The organism is Larkinella sp. VNQ87 (genome assembly GCF_049445795.1).
Taxonomy (GTDB): Bacteria; Bacteroidota; Bacteroidia; order Cytophagales; family Spirosomataceae; genus Larkinella.
Window position 1 is genome coordinate 83,205 of the sequence record NZ_JBMSDT010000018.1, and the last position, 19,645, is coordinate 102,849.

The window sequence follows — 19,645 nt, forward strand, 5'->3', positions numbered from 1 at the left end:
ATCGCATGAAAAAACTAGTAGTGTTGCTGTGTGGGATGTTGTGTGTCGGAGCCATGCCGACCTACGCCCAAATGATTGCCGCGAACAACCATCGCGTGTGGCAGCAGGAGAAAGACCTGGCAGCTCCGGTGGTAACACTTCGGGCTGCGCTTTCGGAGCTGGAGAAACAATACCGGGTTTCGTTCATTTATCGGACGGATCTGGTCGATACGAAAGTTGTCCTGAACGGACACCGGGAACGGACCGTGGAAGAAGCACTAACAAGTCTCCTGTCTGACAAAGGACTGACGTTTGAAAAAATTCAGAAGAATTTTTACGTGATTGTTGCCAGTAAGGAAAAAGGAAGCCGCTACTTTCGAAAAATCAACCAGATCGAGAAGAAAGGCTTTGAGACCCCGACCGGTAACGACCTGGCCACCACCGCCGATCTGAACCTGATCCGGCTCGAACGGATTGGGTACTCGGTCGTTTCGGCCGATCAACTGGTCGACGATATCCGGGGAAAAGTGTCGGATGCCAACGGCGAGGCCCTTCCGGGCGTAAGCGTCGTCATTAAAGGATCAACCCGGGGAACGACAACCAACGGCCAGGGCGAATACAGCCTGAATGTACCGGCCAATGCTACGCTGGTGTTTAGCTTTGTGGGGTACACAACGCAGGAAATTCCGGTGAATGGCCGGACGAGCCTGAACGTGTCGCTGGTCCAGGACGAGCGGGCGCTGGAAGAAGTCATCGTGGTAGGCTACGGTACGCAGAAACGGGCTTCGGTAACCGGGGCGGTTTCGTCGGTAACGCCGAAGGAACTGACAGCCTTGCCGGTGATCAGCGCCGAGTCGGCCATGCAGGGCCGGGTGCCGGGTGTTCGGGTCGTCAACAACGGGGCGCCGGGGCAGTCGCCGATTGTCCGGATTCGGGGCGTCGGCTCGATCAACTACGCTTCCGGGCCGTTGTACGTGATCGACGGCGTGCCATCGGGCGACCTGAACAACCTCGACCCAAAAGACATCGAATCGCTGGAAGTGCTGAAAGATGCCAGTGCAGCCGCCATCTACGGATCGCGGGCGTCGAACGGGGTCGTCATTATTTCCACCAAAAAAGGATCGAAAGACGGCAAACTGCACGTCAACTTCGACACGTATTTCGGCACACAAAGCGCCTGGAAAAAACTGGATCTGCTCAACACGCAGGAGTACATTCAGTACGCCACCGCCCTGCTGGGCAATGCCGGGATTGCCATGCCGGCCCGGCTGAGCAACCTGAACACGCCGATTTACGAAGGCGCTTCACAGACGTTCGCCCAGACCGAAACCAGTTGGCAGGACGTGATGTTCAAAACCGCCCCGATTCAGCAGCACCAGCTTTCGGTGTCGGGTGGTAATAACGTCTCCCGGTTTTTTGCCTCGGCCGGTTATTTCGATCAGGAGGGGATTCTGATCGGGACCAATTACAAACGCGCCAACGTCCGGCTGAACTCCGATCACCAGTTGAACAAATTCCTGTCGTTCGGACAAACCCTGATGATCTCGTACGATAAAATGCGCGGGGAGCAGGGTTTCGGCGGGGGCCGTACGGCGGTGATGCAGATGATCCGGAACCTGCCCTACTGGCCGGTTTCCGACCCGACGAAAGTGGGTGGGTACAGCTCTCCGACGGCGGCCGACGGCTCCGACCCCGACAACCCGGTGCGGATTGCCTTGCAGGATCAGAGCTACAACCAGCGGATCAAACTGCTCGGCACGCTGTTTACCGAGATCAAATTTACGAATTTCCTGAAATACCGGTTTAGCTTCGGTGCTGACGTGGTCACGAACGTGGGCAACAACATTTTCCCGATCTACAACGATGGCTACAAAAGCCGGGTGCAGAACAACATTCAGGACAACCGGACTTCATATTACTCGCCGATCCTGACAAACCAGTTGACGTTCGACAAAACGTTCGGCAAACACTACGTGAACGCGACCGTGGTGGCCGAAAAACAGACCTTCCGCGCGTCGACGCTGAACGGGAACGGGTTCCGGCCCAACAACGACATCAACGTGTTGCAGGGCGTATCGAACCCCGGCGTCACGAGCAGCCTGGAAGAAAGCAGCCTGATTTCGTACATCGGCCGGGTCAATTACGAGTTTGCCGGGAAGTACCTCATCAGCGGGTCGGTTCGCCGGGATGGTTCGTCGCGGTTTGCGCCGGGCAACAAATGGGGAACCTTCCCGTCGGCGTCGGTCGGCTGGCGGGTGAGCGAAGAGCAGTTCCTGAAAGCCATTCCGTCGATTTCGGAACTAAAAATTCGGGCCAGCTACGGCGAAACCGGTTTCAACGGCATCGGAAACTACGCCTGGCAGTCGCTGATCTCAGCCGACAACACCAACGCCGTTTTCGGAACCAGCACCGTGCTCGGCTCGTACTTCAGCGCCCTGGGCAATACGGACCTGAAGTGGGAAACGACCAAGATGACCAACATCGGGATTGACCTCGGGCTGTTTGGGAATAAGCTGACCTTCACGGCGGAAGGCTACAACCGCCGGACCGACGGTCTGTTGCTGAGCGTACCGATTCCGAACTCCATCGGTTATTCGACCTCGCCCCTGGCTAATATCGGGAGCATGAAAAACTGGGGTTACGAATTCCAGGTCGGCTACAACCACAACGAAGGCGACTTCCGCTGGAATATATCGGCCAACATGGACATCACCCGCAACGAAGTGACCAGCCTGGCAACGCCCAGTGCCACGATCTACTCCGGTCTGAACCAGGACTTTGGCGGGTTCGATATTACCAAAACGGAAGCCGGACAGCCCATACAGTCGTTCTACGGCTGGCAAGTCGATGGGATCTTCCAGACGGTTGAGGAGGTTTTCAATGCACCCCGGCAAAACCGCCCGGATTCGCGGGAGGATTACGACGCCACCAAGCATACTTCGCCGGGGGACATTCGGTTCAAGGATCTCAACGGCGACGGAAAAATCGATGCCGCCGACCGGACGTATCTGGGAAGCTACATTCCAAAATTCAGCTACGGTGTCAATTTCGGCGCAAACTACAAAAACTTCGACCTGTCGGTTTACCTGCAAGGCGTTTCCGGTAACAAGATTTACAACGGCACGAAGGTGATCGAGGAAGGGATGCTGCGGTTGTTTAACGCCGGTAAAGGTGTACTGGATGCCTGGACACCCACCAACACCAACACCGATGTCCCCCGGGCCGTCAGCGGTGATCCGAACAACAACAGCCGGACGTCCGATCGGTTTATCGAGAACGGATCGTACATGCGGGTGAAAAACATCAGCCTTGGCTACACGATTCCGACGAACGTCGTGAGCAAATTTACGCTCAACACGCTGACCAAAGCCCGCATTTATGTATCGTCGACGAACCTGCTGACGTTTACCAAATACACGGGTCTTGATCCGGAAATCGGGGTGAACGGTAGCTCGGGCGACGCCACCAAACTGCTGACCAACGGGATCGACTACGGGCAGTATCCGCAGCCGCGTACCGTGTTGATCGGCCTGAACATCGGCTTCTGATCCGAACCTCTGTGATGATCTGCTGAACCTATTAACGAACCATTTCAATGAAAAATAAACTTCTTTTATCCGGTGTACTCTTTCTGGGCCTGGTGGTAGGATGTCAGGAAAGTGATCTGGACAAACTGAACCCCAACGGTGTAACCATCGACACGTTTTATAAAAACGGAGCCGAACTGTCGAGTGCTGTCAATGCTATTTACGCCCTGGCCAAATCGAATCCGCTGGTGTCGCGGGAGTGGTTTTTTGTCCATGATCTGCGTAGCGACGATGTCGCGGCCGGGGGGGGGCAGCTCGAAACGCCCCGGAATCAGTTGCTGCTCGGTAGCCACGATACGGGTAACTCCGTCATGAGTTCCGTCTGGACCGGTTTTTACCGGCTGATTCACCGGGCCAACTCCACCATCGATTTGTCCGACAAAGTGGCGGACATTCCGGCGGAGACCAAAAACCGGTTGCTGGCCGAAGCTCGTTTCCTGCGCGCCTGGGCCTATTTTGATCTGGTGACGATGTGGGGAAACATTCCTTTGTATAAAAACTATGTCACCTCGGTAGAAGGCTCGCTGCCCCGCTCGCCCGAAAATGAGGTGTACGACTTCATCATTGCCGACTTGAAAACGGCTCAGGAAGCGCTGCCCGCTACCTACGACGCCAACAACCTGGGCCGGGCCACGAAAGGGGCTGCTCAGATGCTGCTGGCCCGGGTGTATCTGCAACGTGCCGATTACGCGAACGCCAAAACCGAGTTGCAGAAAATCATCACCTCCGGCACCTACGCCCTGGTGGATGAATACAGCGACAACTTCCTGGAGGAAACCGAATTCAACAAGGAGTCGATCTGGGAAATCAACTTCCTGCCTTCCGGGGGGAACTACAACTGGGATGGAGACGGCAACGGGGCCACGGCCGGTACCGAAACCGTGCGGACGCAGGAGTATTCGGCCATCGGCTGGCGGAACGTTATTCCGTCGAACAGCCTGTTGAACGAGTTCGAAAAAACCGCCACGGGCCGTGATCCCCGGTTTGCCAAGTCGTTTTACGTAACGGGCGACAAATACAACAACGGCAACAATACGCTGACGGATGCCGCCCAGAACGGAAACTCCTCGGTGGTCGACGGGCAGACGCTCAAAGTAAGCTGGCGGAAGTTCTCGCTGATGTACAAAACCGATCAGTCGTACCAGACCGGCGGCATCAACCAGCGGATCATGCGTTACGCCGAAACGCTGCTCTCAATGGCCGAAGTAGAAAACGAACTGGGCAATACGGCCGAAGCCGTGAAATACCTCAACCAGGTGCGCGCCCGGAAGAGCGTGAACATGCCTCCCTACCCGACGGCTGCGTTCCCGGTTACCACGAAAGACCAGGTCTTTGCGGCTATCGTGCACGAACGGCGCGTGGAATTGAGCGGGGAGCAAGTCCGCAACCGCGACCTGCTGCGCTGGCGGAAAGCAGGCAAGCTGCGGACGGAGCCGTTTACTTACTTCCAGAAAAACAAGCACGAGTTGCTGCCCATTCCGCAACAGGAAGTGGACAACAACCCCAAAATCGAACCGACGGACCAGAATCCGGGGTATTAAGTGTACGGTTTTCGTTATTCAGTGTTCATTATTCGATATTCCGTAAACCGAAAATTGAATACTGAATACCGAAAACCGTACACTTCCCAACTATTAATTAACCTGATGAAATAGTAAATTAGGAGCGAGGGCAGCGGTCGAACACCGCTTTCCCTCGCTTTCTTCGCTTTCGGGCAGTGGCTTTTTTGGCGTAATACTCATGCGGTTTTTCTCTTTTTCCATCCTGATTAGTAGCCTGCTGGCGGTTTGCGCGGCTTGCCGGAACGACGATTCGGCACTGTTTGAGCGGCTTCCGACCGGGCAGACCGGGATCACCTTCGCCAACGCGCTGACGCCGACCGATCAGCTCAATGCGTTTACATTTACCAATTTTTACAACGGTGGGGGCGTGGCCGTGGGCGATGTGAATAACGATGGCCGACCGGACGTATTTTTCGGGGGTAATCAGGTCAGTTGCCGCTTGTACCTCAACCAGATCGACACCACCACGAACGCGTGGAAATTTGAGGATGTCACCCAAGCCGCCGGGCTGACCACCGACCGCTGGTGTACGGGCGTGTCGATGGTCGACCTCAACGGCGATGGCTGGCTGGACATTTACGTCAGCGTCGCCAAACATCCCGGTTCGTCCCATTCCGAAAACCTGCTGTTCATCAATCAGTGGAATAAAATCAAAACCTTGACGCCGGTTTTTAAAGAAATGGCCGCGGACTACGGGCTAGCCGATGCATCGTTTACGACCCAAACCGCCTTTTTCGACTACGACCTCGACGGCGACCTCGATGCGTACCTGCTCAACACCGGCCCCGATCTCCAGAATCCGAACTACCTGCGGGTAACGATCAACGACGGTTCGTACCCGAGCACCGGCAAACTCTACCGCAACGACGGGCCGGGAGCGCAGGGGCATCCGGTTTTCAAAGACGTATCCAAATCGGCCGGGATCGTCTACGAAGGGCTGGGTTTGGGCCTGGCCGTCAGCGACTTGAATAAAGACGGTTATCCGGATATCTATTGCTCCAACGACTTCATCAGCAGCGACATGCTGTATTTGAACAACGGGAAAACCGCCCCCGGCCAACCAACCTTTACGAACGTGATCCGGCAGGCCACGGCCCACACCAGCCTGTACGGCATGGGCGTCGATGTGGCCGACTTTAACAATGACGGCTGGCCCGATATTTTTCAACTCGACATGCTACCGGAGGAAAACGCCCGCCAGAAAAAAATGCTGGCCGGACAGGATTACGACCGCAAGGAACTCAGCATCGCCGAACCGTACCGCTACCAGATGCAGTACATGCGGAATTCGTTGCAACTTGGGCTGGGGGCAGAAGGCATGGGGCAGAGGGCAGAGGGTTCGGTGCATGGGGTGAATGCGCTACTGGGAAGTCATGATGCGTCTTCCGAGCCCTCTGCCCCACGCCCTCTGCCCCACGCCCTTACCCCTCTGCCCCTCTTCAGCGAAATCGGGCTGCTGGCGGGTGTGGCCAAAACCGACTGGAGTTGGGCCGCGCTGATGGCCGATTACGACCTCGATGGGCGGAAGGATTTGTACATCACCAACGGTTACCGGCGCGACGTGACCGACCGGGATTTTATCTCGTTCACCGAAGAGTTTGCCGGGTTCGGAACGGCGGAGTTTCAGAAAGAAAAGCGGGAGGAGTTGATGAAAAAAGTGCCGGAGGTGCAGGTGCCGAATTACGCCTACCGAAACGCGGGCGATCTGGCGTTTAGCGACGTGTCCAAGGCCTGGGGGCTGGCCGATCTGTCGTATTCCAATGGGGCGGCTTATGCCGATCTCGACGGCGACGGCGACCTGGATCTGGTCGTCAATACCGTCGACTCCGAAGCGCTCGTCTACCGTAACCGGGCGCGGGAACAGCAAGCGGGCAACTACCTGTCGGTCAGGCTGGATGGGCAGGCCGGAAACCGGCAAGGGCTTGGAACAAAAGTTACCCTTTGGGCCGGGGGGCAATTGCAGTACGCCGAATTGTCGGTGGTGCGCGGTTTTCAGTCGTCGGTCGAGCCGGTTTTGCATTTCGGACTCGGGAAATCGGTGAGGGTGGATTCGCTGCTGGTCGAGTGGCCGGGGGGAAGGACGGAACGGCGTTACCGGGTTAGTGCCAATCAACGACTGAGCTTCCGCTACGATCAGGCAACGGATCGGGCCAGGCAACCCGCGTCGGATTTTGCCAACCCACTGTTTGCCCCGGTCACGAACGAAATACCACTTGACTTTCAACACCGGTCGTCCGGTTTTGTCGATTTCAAGCAAACGGCAGCTTTGCACAAAATGCTGTCGCGCAGCGGTTTTGCGCTGGCGACGGGCGATGTGAACGGCGACGGTTTGGACGACTGCTTCGTGGGGGGGACGTACCGAGGCAGTGATGCCTGTTTTCTGCTGCAAACGCCGAACGGCGGTTTTACGAAAAAACCGTTCCCGATTCATCCGAACAAAGACGACACGGCCGCGCTGCTGTTCGATGCCGACGGCGATAAGGACTTGGATTTATACGTAGTGGCCGGTGGCTGCGAGCGTCCCGCGACCGACAAGGCTTTCTACCAGGATCAAGTATACCTAAACAACGGCCGGGGTGAGTTTAGTCCGGCTCCGGCGGGAACGTTGCCTGACATGTCGGGCAGCGGTTCCTGCGTGGTGGCCGCCGATTACGACCGCGACGGCGACCTTGATCTTTTTGTGGGCGGACGGCTGATTCCCGGTCAGTATCCGCTTCCGGCCCGGAGTTACCTGTTGCGCAACGACGGTCCGAAAAGTTCAGCCCGGTTTACCGACGTGACCGCCCAGCTTTGCCCCCCGCTCCTGAAAGCCGGTCTGGTTTGCACCGCCCTTTGGACCGACCCCGACAAAGACGGCTACCCCGACCTGCTGCTGGCCGGTGAATGGATGCCAGTGATGATGCTGAAAAATGGCATAGGGCGGAGGGCAGGGGGCAGAGGGGAGAGGGGAGAGGGGAAGGCACCCGAGACGGCCGCCCCTCCGCCCTTTGCCCTTACCCCTCTGCCCTCCGCCCCTTCCGGCTGGTGGAATAGTCTGGCGGAAGGCGATTTTGACAACGATGGCGACCTAGATTACATTGCCGGGAACGAGGGGCTGAACACGCTCTACCGGGCGTCGGCAACGGAGCCAATTAAGATTGTTGCCAAAGATTTTAACAACGACGGAACGTTCGACCCGCTGATGGGCTATTACATCAAGGGCATCTGTTATCCGGCCATTCCCCGCGATGCGCTGAACCAGCAGGTGATCCAGTTCCGGCGAAAATACCAGCGGTACGCCGACTACGCCCGGGTAACGTTTGACGACTTGCTCACCAAAGACGACCTTGATGGGGCCTATCAGGCCGAAGCGACGGAGTTGCGAAGCGTTTACATTGAAAACCGGGGTAACGGCAAATTCAGGATGACGCCCCTGCCCCGGATTGCCCAGCAAGCGCCGGTTTTTGGCATCGCGGTTCGGGATGTGAACCGTGATGGCAAACTGGATGCGGTTTTGACTGGAAACTTTTACCCCAACGAAGTGAATATGGGGCGGCAGGATGCGTCGTTCGGGCTGGTCTTGCTCGGCGACGGTCGGGGGCACTTCAAGCCGTTGCTGCCCCGCGAGAGCGGTTTGCTGGTAACCGGCGACGCCCGGCGGTCGGTCTGGCTGGTCGGAAAAGCGGGCGAGACACGGCTTCTGACGGTGGTGCAGGGACAGGGTTTGCAGGTCAATCAATTATTACCGGTTGTAAAATAACGTTGGCGCGGACCAACGGTCCGCGCCAAACACGGTTTCAAGACGAAAACAAAATCAAGCCGGGAAAACGGCTTCAAAAACTGCCTGATGCCTGGCTACCCATTCGTGAACCAACGTCATCTGGACGGGTAACTCTGCCAGAACCGGCTGCATATCCGCCTGGAAATTGGGCCGGTGCTCCGGAAAATCCCACATACGCTGGTATTCGCTGGCGGCAGCCGCACCGGCTCCGGGGCCGAAGAGCTGGTCGAGAATAGCGCCGAATTCCTGCGGAGGCATCGGATAATATTGAATAGAACGATTCAATCCTTCCGAAAAAGCCTGCGCCAACGCCCGGCCATTGGGGTTTTCCAGACCGCTGATCGGCCAGTTGGTACCGGCCAGATCCGGGCGCTCCAGAGCCGCCACGACCAGTTTGCTGACATCTTCCGACGCAATCCAACTGACCGGCATGTCCTCGGGAACCGGGTAAGCCACCCGGTTTTCGTTTTGAACGAATGGGGCCGTCCACGGACCTAACAGGTTTTCCAGATAAACGCTGGGTTGCAGAATGATAAATGGCAATCCACTCGCCTGAAGGTAGTCGCGGATGTCGATCCGGACGTCGAGCGACAGGTTTCCGGTGCGCGTGGGCAGAATGGCCCCGGAGGTGTTCCAGACGAGCAGCTTCACCCCGGCGGCTTTGGCAGCATCGATGGCCCGCCGACCGTAATCGACCACCTGAGTCGGGTCGGCAAAGAACGGGATGAGCAGCGAAACGGCGTCCATGCCATCGCTGAGTTGGCGCAACCGGTCGGCATCGGTCAGGTCTCCTTCCACAACGATGGCCCCGGCCCGGGCGTGGTGAGCGGCTTTGTCGGCCGTCCGCGTCAGGACGTAGGGTTGATGGCCTTTTTGCAGCAGCAATTGCGGGACAGTGCCCGCCTGAGAACCGGTGGCACCGTAGACCAGCACGTTCAGTTTTTGGTCGGTATTCATGATTTATTTCTGTTACATGATGCGACAAAGGTGCCGAAATTTGCTATACAAACTATATGGATATACTTTTGTATAGTACTATACATCACAATAGCGTTTGATAATCAGGATGGAACCAACTTACTGCACCACCCACCTGCGTTCGATGGCCGACACGCTGGACATCATCGGGGGCAAATGGAAATTGTTGGTTCTGACGTTTCTTGAGAGCCAAACCGCCGTGCGCTTCAACGAAATTCAACGGGCCGTGACCAACATCACACCCCGAATGCTGTCGAAAGAACTCAAGGAACTGGAGCAGAACGAGCTGATTGAACGGCGGGTGTATCCTACAATGCCCGTATCCGTCGATTACCGGTTGACGGATTACGGTCGCTCGCTGGACCAGGTATTGTTTGCACTGGGCGACTGGGGAAAAAACCACCGGAAACGGATCATGAGGGTATCCGTCGGCGTTCAAGAGCCGGTTGAGACTGTATAAATTCCGGTCAAAGGATAGTGTCAGAACGCTCAATCTATCCTTTCTAACAGGATAGATTGAGCGTTCTGAATGAGAGTTACTGCGCTCCGAGCTGCGTTCCGGCTGCATACCAGAGAGCCGCAATCGCTTTCTGGTATTTGGCCTGCAGTTCGGCTTGTTTGACCTGTAAATCAATCAGCTTGGTTTCACGGCTGTTGATTAGAAACAGCGAACTTTCACCCATGTCGAACTTCTGCTGTTCGGCCTGGAGGAGCAACTGCTGATTCGCCACGGTTTGCTGTTGCACACGGAGCTGACCTTCCAGCGCTTTCAGTTCATTCCAGGCCGACTGTACGCCGTTGACAATGTCGCGGCCGGTTTGTTGCCGTTCGAGGTTCAGTTGCTGCGATTTTAACTGCACCTGCCGAAGCTTCCCGCGTTCCTTCCGCAGGAAAAGCGGCATCGTGAAGTCTACCCCAATTTTGTGGTTTTCAGCCCGGAAGGCGTAATAACTGGCCCAGTCGTAGCCCTCGTTTGCCGACGGAGTCCGGCTCAGAAAATTGGCACTCAGGCTGATTTGTGGCTGGAGCAACGACCGCCGAAATCGTTCTTCAATCGCAAGTTGCTGGCCTTTGGCCGTGAGCTTCAGCAGATCGGGATGCTGTTCGGCCGCCCGGCTGAGCAGGTTTTGAAACAAATCTTCACCCACAGACGCCACCGGATCGACCTGGGGAACGACCACGGGCGGTAGATCGATGGGCCGGGGGAGCGTGCCGGAGTCATCGCTGCTCCAGAGGAAGGTCGCCAGCCGCAAGCGGGCGTTGTTCAACTCCACTTCGGCCTGCTGGAGTTGTACCTGCCGATCCTGGGCCGTAATCAGGGCTTCGGTCGTATCGATAGGGGCCGCATCGCCGAGCAGAGCGCGTTGCCGGATACCCTGAAAACGGAAATCGGCCAGTTGAAAACCCTGACGAACGAGCCGGTATTGCTGGTACGACAGATACCAGTCCCAGTATGTTTTGGCCGCATCGAACAGCGTTTTGTTGATCAGCTTCAGCCGGTCGGCTTCGGCCAGGTTGATGGCGAGTTCGGCCTGCCGCAGAGCGTTTCGCCGTTCGTCGATCAGTAAGCCCTGCCCGATGGGCACGCTCACACCCACCGCAGCCAAACCGGACGACGGAACCCGGTTTTCGGGGTTCAAGTACTGGCCGCTGTTGCGGTCGTAGGTCATCTTCACGTCAATACCGCCCGGCAACACCGGAATCGACAGGCCGGACTGCCACTTGTCGTAATACAGCGATTTCCCAAATTCCTTTCGGTCGTACACCGAAAATAGCTTTGGGTCAAAAGCACCCCGAGCCTGCCGAACCTCCTGCTGAGCCTCCTGGCTCAGCAAAGCCGCCTGCCGGACAAGGGGGTGGTGCTGCATCACCGCTTCGTAAAAATCAGCCGCCGAAAAAACGGTTTCGGGCGCTTGAGCGGTATCGGTACGTTGCAGGCTGGCCGTTTGTGCCCAGGCTCCGTAGCCCAACAGGCAACTGACCAGGAGCCAGCTACGAACGAATATCGTTTTCATTTTTTCTTGTCCTCTGCTTTGGGTTCCTCCTGCAAACTGGGCGGGAAACCGTTCAATTGACGCCAGATTTCGTACCAGATCGGGACATCGTCGAGCATGACCCAGCCGTATACACCCGACCCGACCCGCAACTGCTCGGGCCAGGGCTGATCGCCCTGCCGGAGTTCGGGACGCACCAGCAGCCGGTATTTGCCGTTGACGCTGCTGACGGCATCGATCACGGCCACGTTGCCCCCGAACGTACCGACAGCTACCGACGGCCAGCCTGAAAACTGAATGGCCGGCCAGCCATCGAACTGAAGCCGCACGTGCCGCCCGCGCTGAATCAGCGGAACGTCCATCGCCCGCACGTACAGTTCGACGGCGATGGCGGGGTTGGCAGGTTGGAGAATCGCGATCGATTCGCCTTCCTTGATGGTTTCGCCGATCCCGAATTTGTAGGACCGGACGACGTACCCATCCTGCGGAGCCCGCACGACGTACAAGCCCCGCCGAACATCGACGCTGCTGATTTTATTCTGGATTTTGGAGATTTCGCCGTCGGCTTCGGCCCGGTACGACACCGCCGAACTGCGGTCGGAGAGGGCTTTGGCCAGTTTTTCCTGGTAATCCGCCTGAATGGTGTTCAGGTCCAGCCGGGCATTCACCAGTTCCTGCCGCGACACGTTGAGCTTGTTTTCGAGCGCAATGACCTTGGCGTAATCCTGTTGCACCTTCAACCGACGGGATTCGAGGTCGGTCAGCGAAAACAGGCCGTTTTTGTACCCCTTTTCGTACCGATCCAGCCGGTCGAGGGCAATCTGATAGTTCTTGCGTTCGGCCACCAGGTCGGTGCTGTCACTCGTCACCTTGAAAGCGCTCTGCTTTACCTTGTTGCGGGCCGACGCCAGCTTGACCTGCAACCCGGTTTTCAGCGCCTGGATTTGTCCGTCGAGAGCCGCAATTTTGGCATCGGTCGCTTCCAGGCTTCCCTGCTTGGCGTCGAGCTGTTCGTCGAGCCGCTGGGGGAGATTGGGGTCGAAATATTCGTCCTTGATTTCGGAAATAACCAGTAGGGTGTCGTTTTTTTTAACAAACTGTCCTTCCTGAATTTTCCAGCGTTCAATCCGGCCAGCGATGGCGTTCTGGATGGTTTGCGGGCGGTCGCGGGGGGTCAGGGCCGTCACGGTGCCTTCACCGTTGATATTTTGCCGCCACGGCAGCAGCAGGACAATGATGCCGAGCACGAGCAAGGCGATCAGCCAGCGTCCGAGCCGCCGGCCACTGTCGGGCTGTGGCAGCGTTCGTAAGGTTTTGAGCGGATAATGGGTAAAAAGTTCTATGTCTACCCGCTGATTCGATAAGTTAAGCATGGTCGAAAGAGTCGGTTTCCAGGGGTAAATCGGTTACATTCGCAATCTTCTCGACCGCCGTCAGCATGTCGAACACCGTATCGATGCCGGAAATCAGTTTTTCGACCGAACCGGAAATTAATACAATGACCAGTTCAGCCGCGACAAACTGCCCGAGCGACATCTGGCGGGCGACGACCAGCGAGGTGCCGAGAATGAGCAAACCGCCGGTCGTGATCGTTTTGAACCCAATGGCGCTGTAGAAAAACCGCTTCAAGACACTGAAGTGGGCATTGCGGTTTGCGACGTACCCCGCCACCAGCTCATCCATGCGGTCGATGGGCTCGACATCGCTCTGGTGGCGGAACCGGGGAATATCCCGTGCGAATTCTTCCAGAAAACCCACCACCCGGTATTTGTACTTCGATTCGGTCAGGCTGGTCTTGATCCCACGCGGGCCATTGATCCGGCAAACGCCGTAAATAGTCAACAGGGTAAACAGACCAAAAATCAAAAAAACCGGGTGGTAGAACGACAGCAGGATAATGCCGAACAGAATCTGGACGGCAGCCGCCGTCAGGTCGATCAGGAGTTTCGGCAGGCCTTTCTGGACCGTCAGCACATCGAAAAAGCGGTTCATCAGTTCCGGTGGATAATAGGCCGCCAGGGCTTCGGGCTGAATCCGGGGAAGCCGGTAGGTGTATTCAAAAGCCGCCTTGGCAAAAATCCGCTGTTGCATAATCTCGACCAGGGTCATCTGGGCGACCGTCAGAAACCCGCCGATCACTACACCTAGGACGACCAGGCCGATCAGAACGTACACGGAACTAAAGACTAAACCGCTGGATACCAGGTTGAAAACGGCCTGAATGCCGAGGGGGAGCGAGAGGCTGATCAAGCCCGTTACGATGGCGTACAGGTAGACATAACCAATGTCTTTTTTCTCGGTTCCCAGCAGTCGGAGCAACCGCTGTAAGGGCGACGGGGGCGGTTGTTGATGAATATCAGTGATCATAAGTAGCTACTTTCTTGGTTGATAGTATTACTATCTTTTTTGCAAACATAACTTTTGTGGCTGAAAGTTTGTTTCTTTGTAAGAAAATTTTCACACAAAGGGTAAATTGGATTGATCAATGGAATACACGGTTCTGGTACGGATGAACGCCAAGCTCTTCCTGCGCGACCCCGAAAGTTCGGAACTGGGTCGGCGGATTGTTCGGCAGAGCATTCGCCTGATTGCTGACATCGGATTTGAAGAGATGACGTTTCGTAAACTGGCCGACCGCATCGGCACGACGGAAGCCAGTATTTACCGGTATTTTGAAAACAAGCACCGGCTGCTGGTCTACCTGGTGGCCTGGTACTGGCAGTGGCTGGAATACCAGGTTCTGTTTCAGACCAACAACCTGACCGATGCGCGCGAAAAGCTGGAGCGCGTGCTGCGGCTGCTGTTGCTGAAGGATTTCAGTCTGGCGGCTGCTTCGTCCGACGACATTGATATCATGGCGTTGCACAGCATCGTGATCCAGGAGTCGAGCAAAGCATATCTGACCCACCACGTCACGCAGGATAATAAAGAGCAGCTTTTCAAACCGTACAAAGATCTTTGCAGCCGCATTGCGGGCATTATTCACGAATACCGCCCTCACTACCCCTACGCCCGGTCACGGGCTAGCTCGTTGATCGAAACGGCTCATTATCAGGCATTTTTTATGCAGTATTTGCCTTCGCTGACCGACTTCGGAGCCGATCCCAACCATCCGGCCGGGAACGATGACCGCCTGCTGAGTTTTCTGCGGCATTTGCTATTTTCGTCTCTGGAGACCAAAAACGTTTAAAAACACAAAACCCGACGCTACTGGCCGGGCTGTAGATTAATTCTGTCCTACCCAATGGGTATGGTTTATTTTGAACAATAATCAGGCCAGAAATGGCGGGCGGGTAACCTTATAATCACTTTTTTACCAGAGCCAGGTCCAGCTTACCCGGGCGAAAAAAGGTGTTCCCGGCGTAAAGTGAATCTCGTCGACGGGGGCGGTTTCGGTACGCAGGCGGCTTTCAGTGGCAAATTGCGTTTCTTTCCAACGGGTATTTAACAAGTTTTGTACCGAAAGGCCAATTTGGTAACGGGGTCGGCTGTAGTTCACCTGCAGATCGGTAACAAAATACGACTGCGCGACAATCGAGTTGTCTTCGTTGGCGGGCCGGGTGCCCATGTACCGGTAGCGCAGCGAACCGCTCCACCGCCCGGTGTTCTGGAGGGTCAAACCGCCCACGGACGTAAAGGTTGGTGCCAGTGGCAGATACGCCTGACCGGCTTCGGCTCCGATGGCGCGTGGCTTGGCCGTATTCAGATCCAGGTCGGCGAACAGATACCTGGTCAACTGGTACCGGACGGACAGATCGAGCCCGTACCGGCGCGTCTTTCCGCTCGGTTCGACTACGCCTTCGTCGCCCACGTACACAAATTCCTGTTGTAACCACAGATACCAGGCTGCAGCATTGATGAGCAGTTTAGGAAACGGCTTGAAAACCGCGCCCAGATCCGAACCGTAAGCCGGAGGCAGAATTTCACGGCCGTCCTGTGGCACCACCACCCGCGTGTCGTTGGAGTGAAAACTCTTACCGGTATTCAGATACAGTTGAAACCGGGGGTTGACCGTGTAATATAAATTCAGTTTGGGCGAAACGATGGCGGCATCGGCCCGGTTGGTTACGGCGGGTTGTATCAACCGGTCTTCGTACTGATTCCGGAAATAATCGAACCGGAGTCCGGCGTTCAGCGAAAACCGGTCGGAGAAATCAACTCGTTCATCGAGGTAGACGCTGGTATTCAGCTCGTTGATGTTGCCGAATTGCCGCCGTTCCAACGTTTCGACCCGGTTTTGGGTGTGCGAAAGCTCCGACCCCCGGGTGAAATCCTGGCGGTATTGCAGCCCCGCCATGGTTGTGAAACGGATGCTACCGGCGTAATCGGTCCGGGAAATGCTGCCATTGTAGCCCAACAGATTCCGCTTTTCTTTCTGGCGAATCTGATCGCCGTTGAGTGAATCGTTCAGGAAAAACGTGAAGTTGGAATACAGTTCGAAGTTGTAATTACTGTAAAAGAGCTGATTTTTAAGGGTATAGTTGCCGGGCGTCACCGTCACCAGTTCCGCGTTGAAATTCGTTCGGCTGGTTTCGCCCCCTTCCGTCGGGTCGATGGAGCCGAAAAAACCGATCAGGCCCGAAGCCACCGCCCGGTCGGGAATCTGGCCCGAATGGTTCCATTGGCTCCAGAACGTCGAGCCGGTCAGGGTCAGGTGGGTGTTCGGCGACAGGTGCCCGTGGTACTTGCCCAGCACATTAAATCGCTTGAATTTCTGCGGGTTGTCGAAATATGAATCCGAATATGAATACTCCGAGGCCAGGTAGGCCGACTGATTTTTATGCCTTCCTTTTTGACCCAGCAAATCCAGTCCGGCGACAGCCCGGAAGGTGCCGTACTGCCCGCCTTCGAGTTTGACGAAGCTTTTATCGAGGGCCGTACGCGTCCGGAAATTAGCCCAACCGGCCGTCGTAAAGTTGCCTTTGTCGGTGCTATAAGGCCCTTTTTGGAAATCGACAGCTTCGACCAGTTCCGGAATGACGAAGTGAAGATCGGCGTAGCCCTGGCCGTGGGCGTGCGACACCATGTTCACCGGCATGCCGTCGACCGTCAGCCGGATGTCGGTGCCGTGGTCGATGTCGAAACCGCGCAGGAAAATCTGTTCGGCCTTACCCCCGCCCGCGTGTTGTCCGATAAACAGCCCCGGTACCATCCGCAGAATCTCCTGTGAGTTGGTAATGGGGCGCATCCGAATGTCCAGGCGGCTAATCAATTGGTCCTCGTGGGCAGCAAGGGTCGAAACGACCACTTCACTCAACTCAATCGACGATTTGCTGAGCGGAGTGTTGACCACCACGGCCTGATCGTCCTGCACCGTCACCGTTATCACGGCGGTTTTGAAACCGAGGTGCGAAATCTCGATTTTGTAGGGAGCGGCCACCAGCCCTACAAAGCGGTATTGCCCTAGCTCATTCGTAACGGTTCCTTTGCCCAAGCCGGTTAGCTGCACCGAGACGCCCCTTAGTGGCTGGTTGGTGGTTTGGTCGACGACAGTGCCGGTGATGCTGCCCAGGTGGGCGAAGGCTGGCAGGCTAAGTAAGAAAAGTAACAGCGCGTATATTGCTCGTTTCATGGTCATGAAGTTGTATCGCGGCAAAGTTATAAAATGAAGCAGGGCTTTTTTGCCCGGGATCACCAGTTGTCGAAAATAGTAAACCCATTTGGGGATGGGTCAACCGGCGAAGCGTGGTTCCGTTCCGATGGTTGCGGCCGATCAGTTGGATTGAAAACCGGCATAAATCGCTTCCTGAGATCGAACCGGCTGCTCCTGGTTCAAAACCGGGAGCATGGCGAGATGTTGGTCGATGAAGCGGGCCTGGGTGTTATCGGCCAGTTGGCAATCGATCAAGTTCCGGATTTCGGCTTGGAACTGTGCGTTATAGACCGGGAAACAAACTTCGATGCGCCGGTAGAGGTTGCGGTTCATCCAGTCGGCGGAGCCCAGGTAGGTTTCGGGCTGGCCGTTGTTGTGGAAAATAAACACCCGACCGTGCTCCAGATACCGGTCGACGATGCGCCGAACGGTGATTGTCTCGCTCAAACCGGCTACACCCGGCACCAGCGTGCAGATGGCCCGAACGATTAGCTCGATCCGGACCCCGGCCTGGCTGGCTTCGTACAACTTGTCGATCATCGTTCGTTCCTGCAGGTTGTTGAGTTTAACGGTGATTCGGGCGGCTCGACCGGCTTTTTGGTGCGCAATTTCACGGTCGATCAAGGCTATAAAACGGTTCATCAGGTTGAAGGGGGCCACCAGCAGGTGCTCGAACGAAAGGGGCGGGTAGAGGGCCGGTTGCCGACGGCTTTTCAGGTACTCAAACACCATGGCCAGTTCGCTGGTCAACGCCGGGTGGGCCGTCAGCAGGACGTGGTCGGTATAAAACCGTGCGGTTGTTTCGTTGAAGTTACCCGTCGACAAAATTCCGTATCGCTGGATCTGGCCGTTTTGCTGTCGTTCCACCAGGGCGGTTTTGGCGTGGACCTTTAGCGCCGGAATGCTGTACACCAGCCGGACGCCCGCTTCTTTCAGCCGGCTGCCCCACTTTAGGTTATTAGCTTCATCGAAGCGGGCTTTGAGTTCAACAAAAGCTGTTACTTTTTTTCCGTTTCGGGCCGCGCTGATCAGGGCGTTCACCAGCAGAGATTCGGTTGCCACCCGGTACAGGGTCACGGAAATTTCCTGCACGTAGGGATCGATGGCGGCTTCGTTGAAAAACCGCAAAACCGCATCATACGACTGGTAAGGCGGGTGCAGGAGGTGGTCCCGGCGGTCGATGCGGGCAAAAATCGACTCGGTTCCCTGCAAATCGGGGTGCGGAAGCGGGGGCTGGGGCCGGTAATTCAACCGGCCGCTGGTTGGGTCGGGCAGCGAGGCCAGATCACTCAGCGTGTGATACCGACCTCCGGCAATCAGTTCGTGCCGGGTGAGCGCGAAATAGCGGGCCAGATGATCGAGCAACTCGGGCGGCATCGCAGCATCGTATAAAAACCGGGTCGGCAAGCCGGACTTCCGTTGCTCGAGCATCCGGGCAATCTTCTCATCGATATCGCCCGAAAACTCATCGGCAATACTAATGTCGGCGTTTCGATTGATTTTGATGCTGTAACAGCCCGCAATCGTGTAACCCGGAAAAACCGTCGGCAGGTGCTGGCGGATCACATCATCCAGAAAGACAATCACCTGCTGATCGCCGGTCGGAGGCAACCGGAAAAAACGGGGGAGCGCCGTGCGGGGAATGTTGAGCAACGCATACCGGAACGGATTCGGAGATCCAGACTCGACCAGGGAGACTGTAAAATACAGGGCATTATCCGGTATCGGCAGCGGATTTGTGGCTGTCTGATCGAGCCAAACCGGTTGCAGAAACCCCAGCACCCGCGCGAAGAAATAGTCGGTGATCGCCGGTTCGCAGTCGACCGGAATGGGTTCCCGGTACAACAGGTGAATGCCCTGCCTGCGCAGTTCCGGTAGAATTTGACCGCTCAGTAGCTGGCCAAACGCTTCCTGATCCTGAAGCACCTGGTGCTGTACGGTGGGCAGCACCAGCGTATCGACTCCATCGTTCTCGGCGGTTCCGAGCGACCCCAGCGCCAGCAGGGCGGGCATCCGGACGCGGGAAAACTCGTCCAGATTGGACGAAAAGATGGCCAGAAACCGAATCCGTTCGTAAAGGGGCGTATCCGGGTTAGCCGCTTCCAGCAACACCCGCCGGTTAAAACTGAGCCAGCTTAAATCCCGGTTGAAATAGGTGGGCAGGGTTTCGGGTGTCATACAAGGACGGTCGG

At 56.4% G+C, this 19,645-nt stretch carries 11 protein-coding genes; 5 read left to right on the top strand and 6 right to left on the bottom strand.

The features are described 5' to 3' along the window. Positions 1-5: 5 nt before the first annotated feature. From ACO2Q8_RS26180 to ACO2Q8_RS26190, 3 genes are all read left to right on the top strand, one after another. Positions 6-3,527 carry a SusC/RagA family TonB-linked outer membrane protein gene (locus ACO2Q8_RS26180; RefSeq protein ID WP_423347850.1) on the top strand — a complete coding sequence of 1,174 codons (3,522 nt, stop codon included), beginning with the start codon at positions 6-8 and terminating at the stop codon, positions 3,525-3,527. A 47-nt stretch (positions 3,528-3,574) separates the two neighbouring features. After that, positions 3,575-5,107, top strand: coding sequence for a RagB/SusD family nutrient uptake outer membrane protein (locus ACO2Q8_RS26185; protein ID WP_423347851.1), 1,533 nt, complete (start codon positions 3,575-3,577; stop codon positions 5,105-5,107). A 199-nt stretch (positions 5,108-5,306) separates the two neighbouring features. After that, a complete protein-coding gene (locus tag ACO2Q8_RS26190) occupies positions 5,307-8,867 on the top strand; it encodes a VCBS repeat-containing protein (protein ID WP_423347852.1) in 3,561 nt (1,186 codons plus the stop codon). A 54-nt stretch (positions 8,868-8,921) separates the two neighbouring features. Here the strand turns inward: ACO2Q8_RS26190 and ACO2Q8_RS26195 are convergent, their stop codons facing one another. Then, a complete protein-coding gene (locus ACO2Q8_RS26195) occupies positions 8,922-9,845 on the bottom strand; it encodes an SDR family oxidoreductase (RefSeq protein WP_423347853.1) in 924 nt (307 codons plus the stop codon). A 109-nt stretch (positions 9,846-9,954) separates the two neighbouring features. Here ACO2Q8_RS26195 and ACO2Q8_RS26200 point away from each other — a divergent pair, with 109 nt between their 5' ends. Further along, complete coding sequence (locus tag ACO2Q8_RS26200) at positions 9,955-10,326, top strand: winged helix-turn-helix transcriptional regulator (protein WP_423347854.1); 372 nt, start codon at positions 9,955-9,957, stop codon at positions 10,324-10,326. A gap of 76 nt (positions 10,327-10,402) precedes the next feature. On the opposite strand, the gene ACO2Q8_RS26205 is transcribed toward ACO2Q8_RS26200, so the two are convergent. The 3 genes from ACO2Q8_RS26205 to ACO2Q8_RS26215 are packed head-to-tail and all read right to left on the bottom strand — an operon-like array spanning position 10,403 to position 14,227. Continuing rightward, complete coding sequence (locus ACO2Q8_RS26205; protein WP_423347855.1) at positions 10,403-11,881, bottom strand: TolC family protein; 1,479 nt, start codon at positions 11,879-11,881, stop codon at positions 10,403-10,405. Further along, positions 11,878-13,233, bottom strand: coding sequence for an HlyD family secretion protein (locus ACO2Q8_RS26210; protein ID WP_423347856.1), 1,356 nt, complete (start codon positions 13,231-13,233; stop codon positions 11,878-11,880). Before ACO2Q8_RS26210 ends, ACO2Q8_RS26205 begins: the two co-directional genes overlap by 4 nt. Continuing rightward, positions 13,226-14,227 carry an ABC transporter ATP-binding protein gene (locus ACO2Q8_RS26215; protein WP_423347857.1) on the bottom strand — a complete coding sequence of 334 codons (1,002 nt, stop codon included), beginning with the start codon at positions 14,225-14,227 and terminating at the stop codon, positions 13,226-13,228. The genes ACO2Q8_RS26210 and ACO2Q8_RS26215 overlap by 8 nt, the downstream gene beginning before the upstream one ends. A 118-nt stretch (positions 14,228-14,345) precedes the next feature. Here ACO2Q8_RS26215 and ACO2Q8_RS26220 point away from each other — a divergent pair, with 118 nt between their 5' ends. Further along, entirely contained in the window at positions 14,346-15,050 is a 705-nt protein-coding gene (locus tag ACO2Q8_RS26220; protein WP_423347858.1) for a TetR/AcrR family transcriptional regulator, read from the top strand. A 123-nt stretch (positions 15,051-15,173) separates the two neighbouring features. Here ACO2Q8_RS26220 and ACO2Q8_RS26225 read toward each other — a convergent pair whose 3' ends face one another. Then, complete coding sequence (locus ACO2Q8_RS26225; protein WP_423347859.1) at positions 15,174-17,432, bottom strand: TonB-dependent receptor; 2,259 nt, start codon at positions 17,430-17,432, stop codon at positions 15,174-15,176. 141 nt (positions 17,433-17,573) lie between these two features. After that, positions 17,574-19,631, bottom strand: coding sequence for a polyphosphate kinase 1 (ppk1, locus tag ACO2Q8_RS26230; RefSeq protein WP_423347860.1), 2,058 nt, complete (start codon positions 19,629-19,631; stop codon positions 17,574-17,576). Positions 19,632-19,645: the final 14 nt, after the last annotated feature.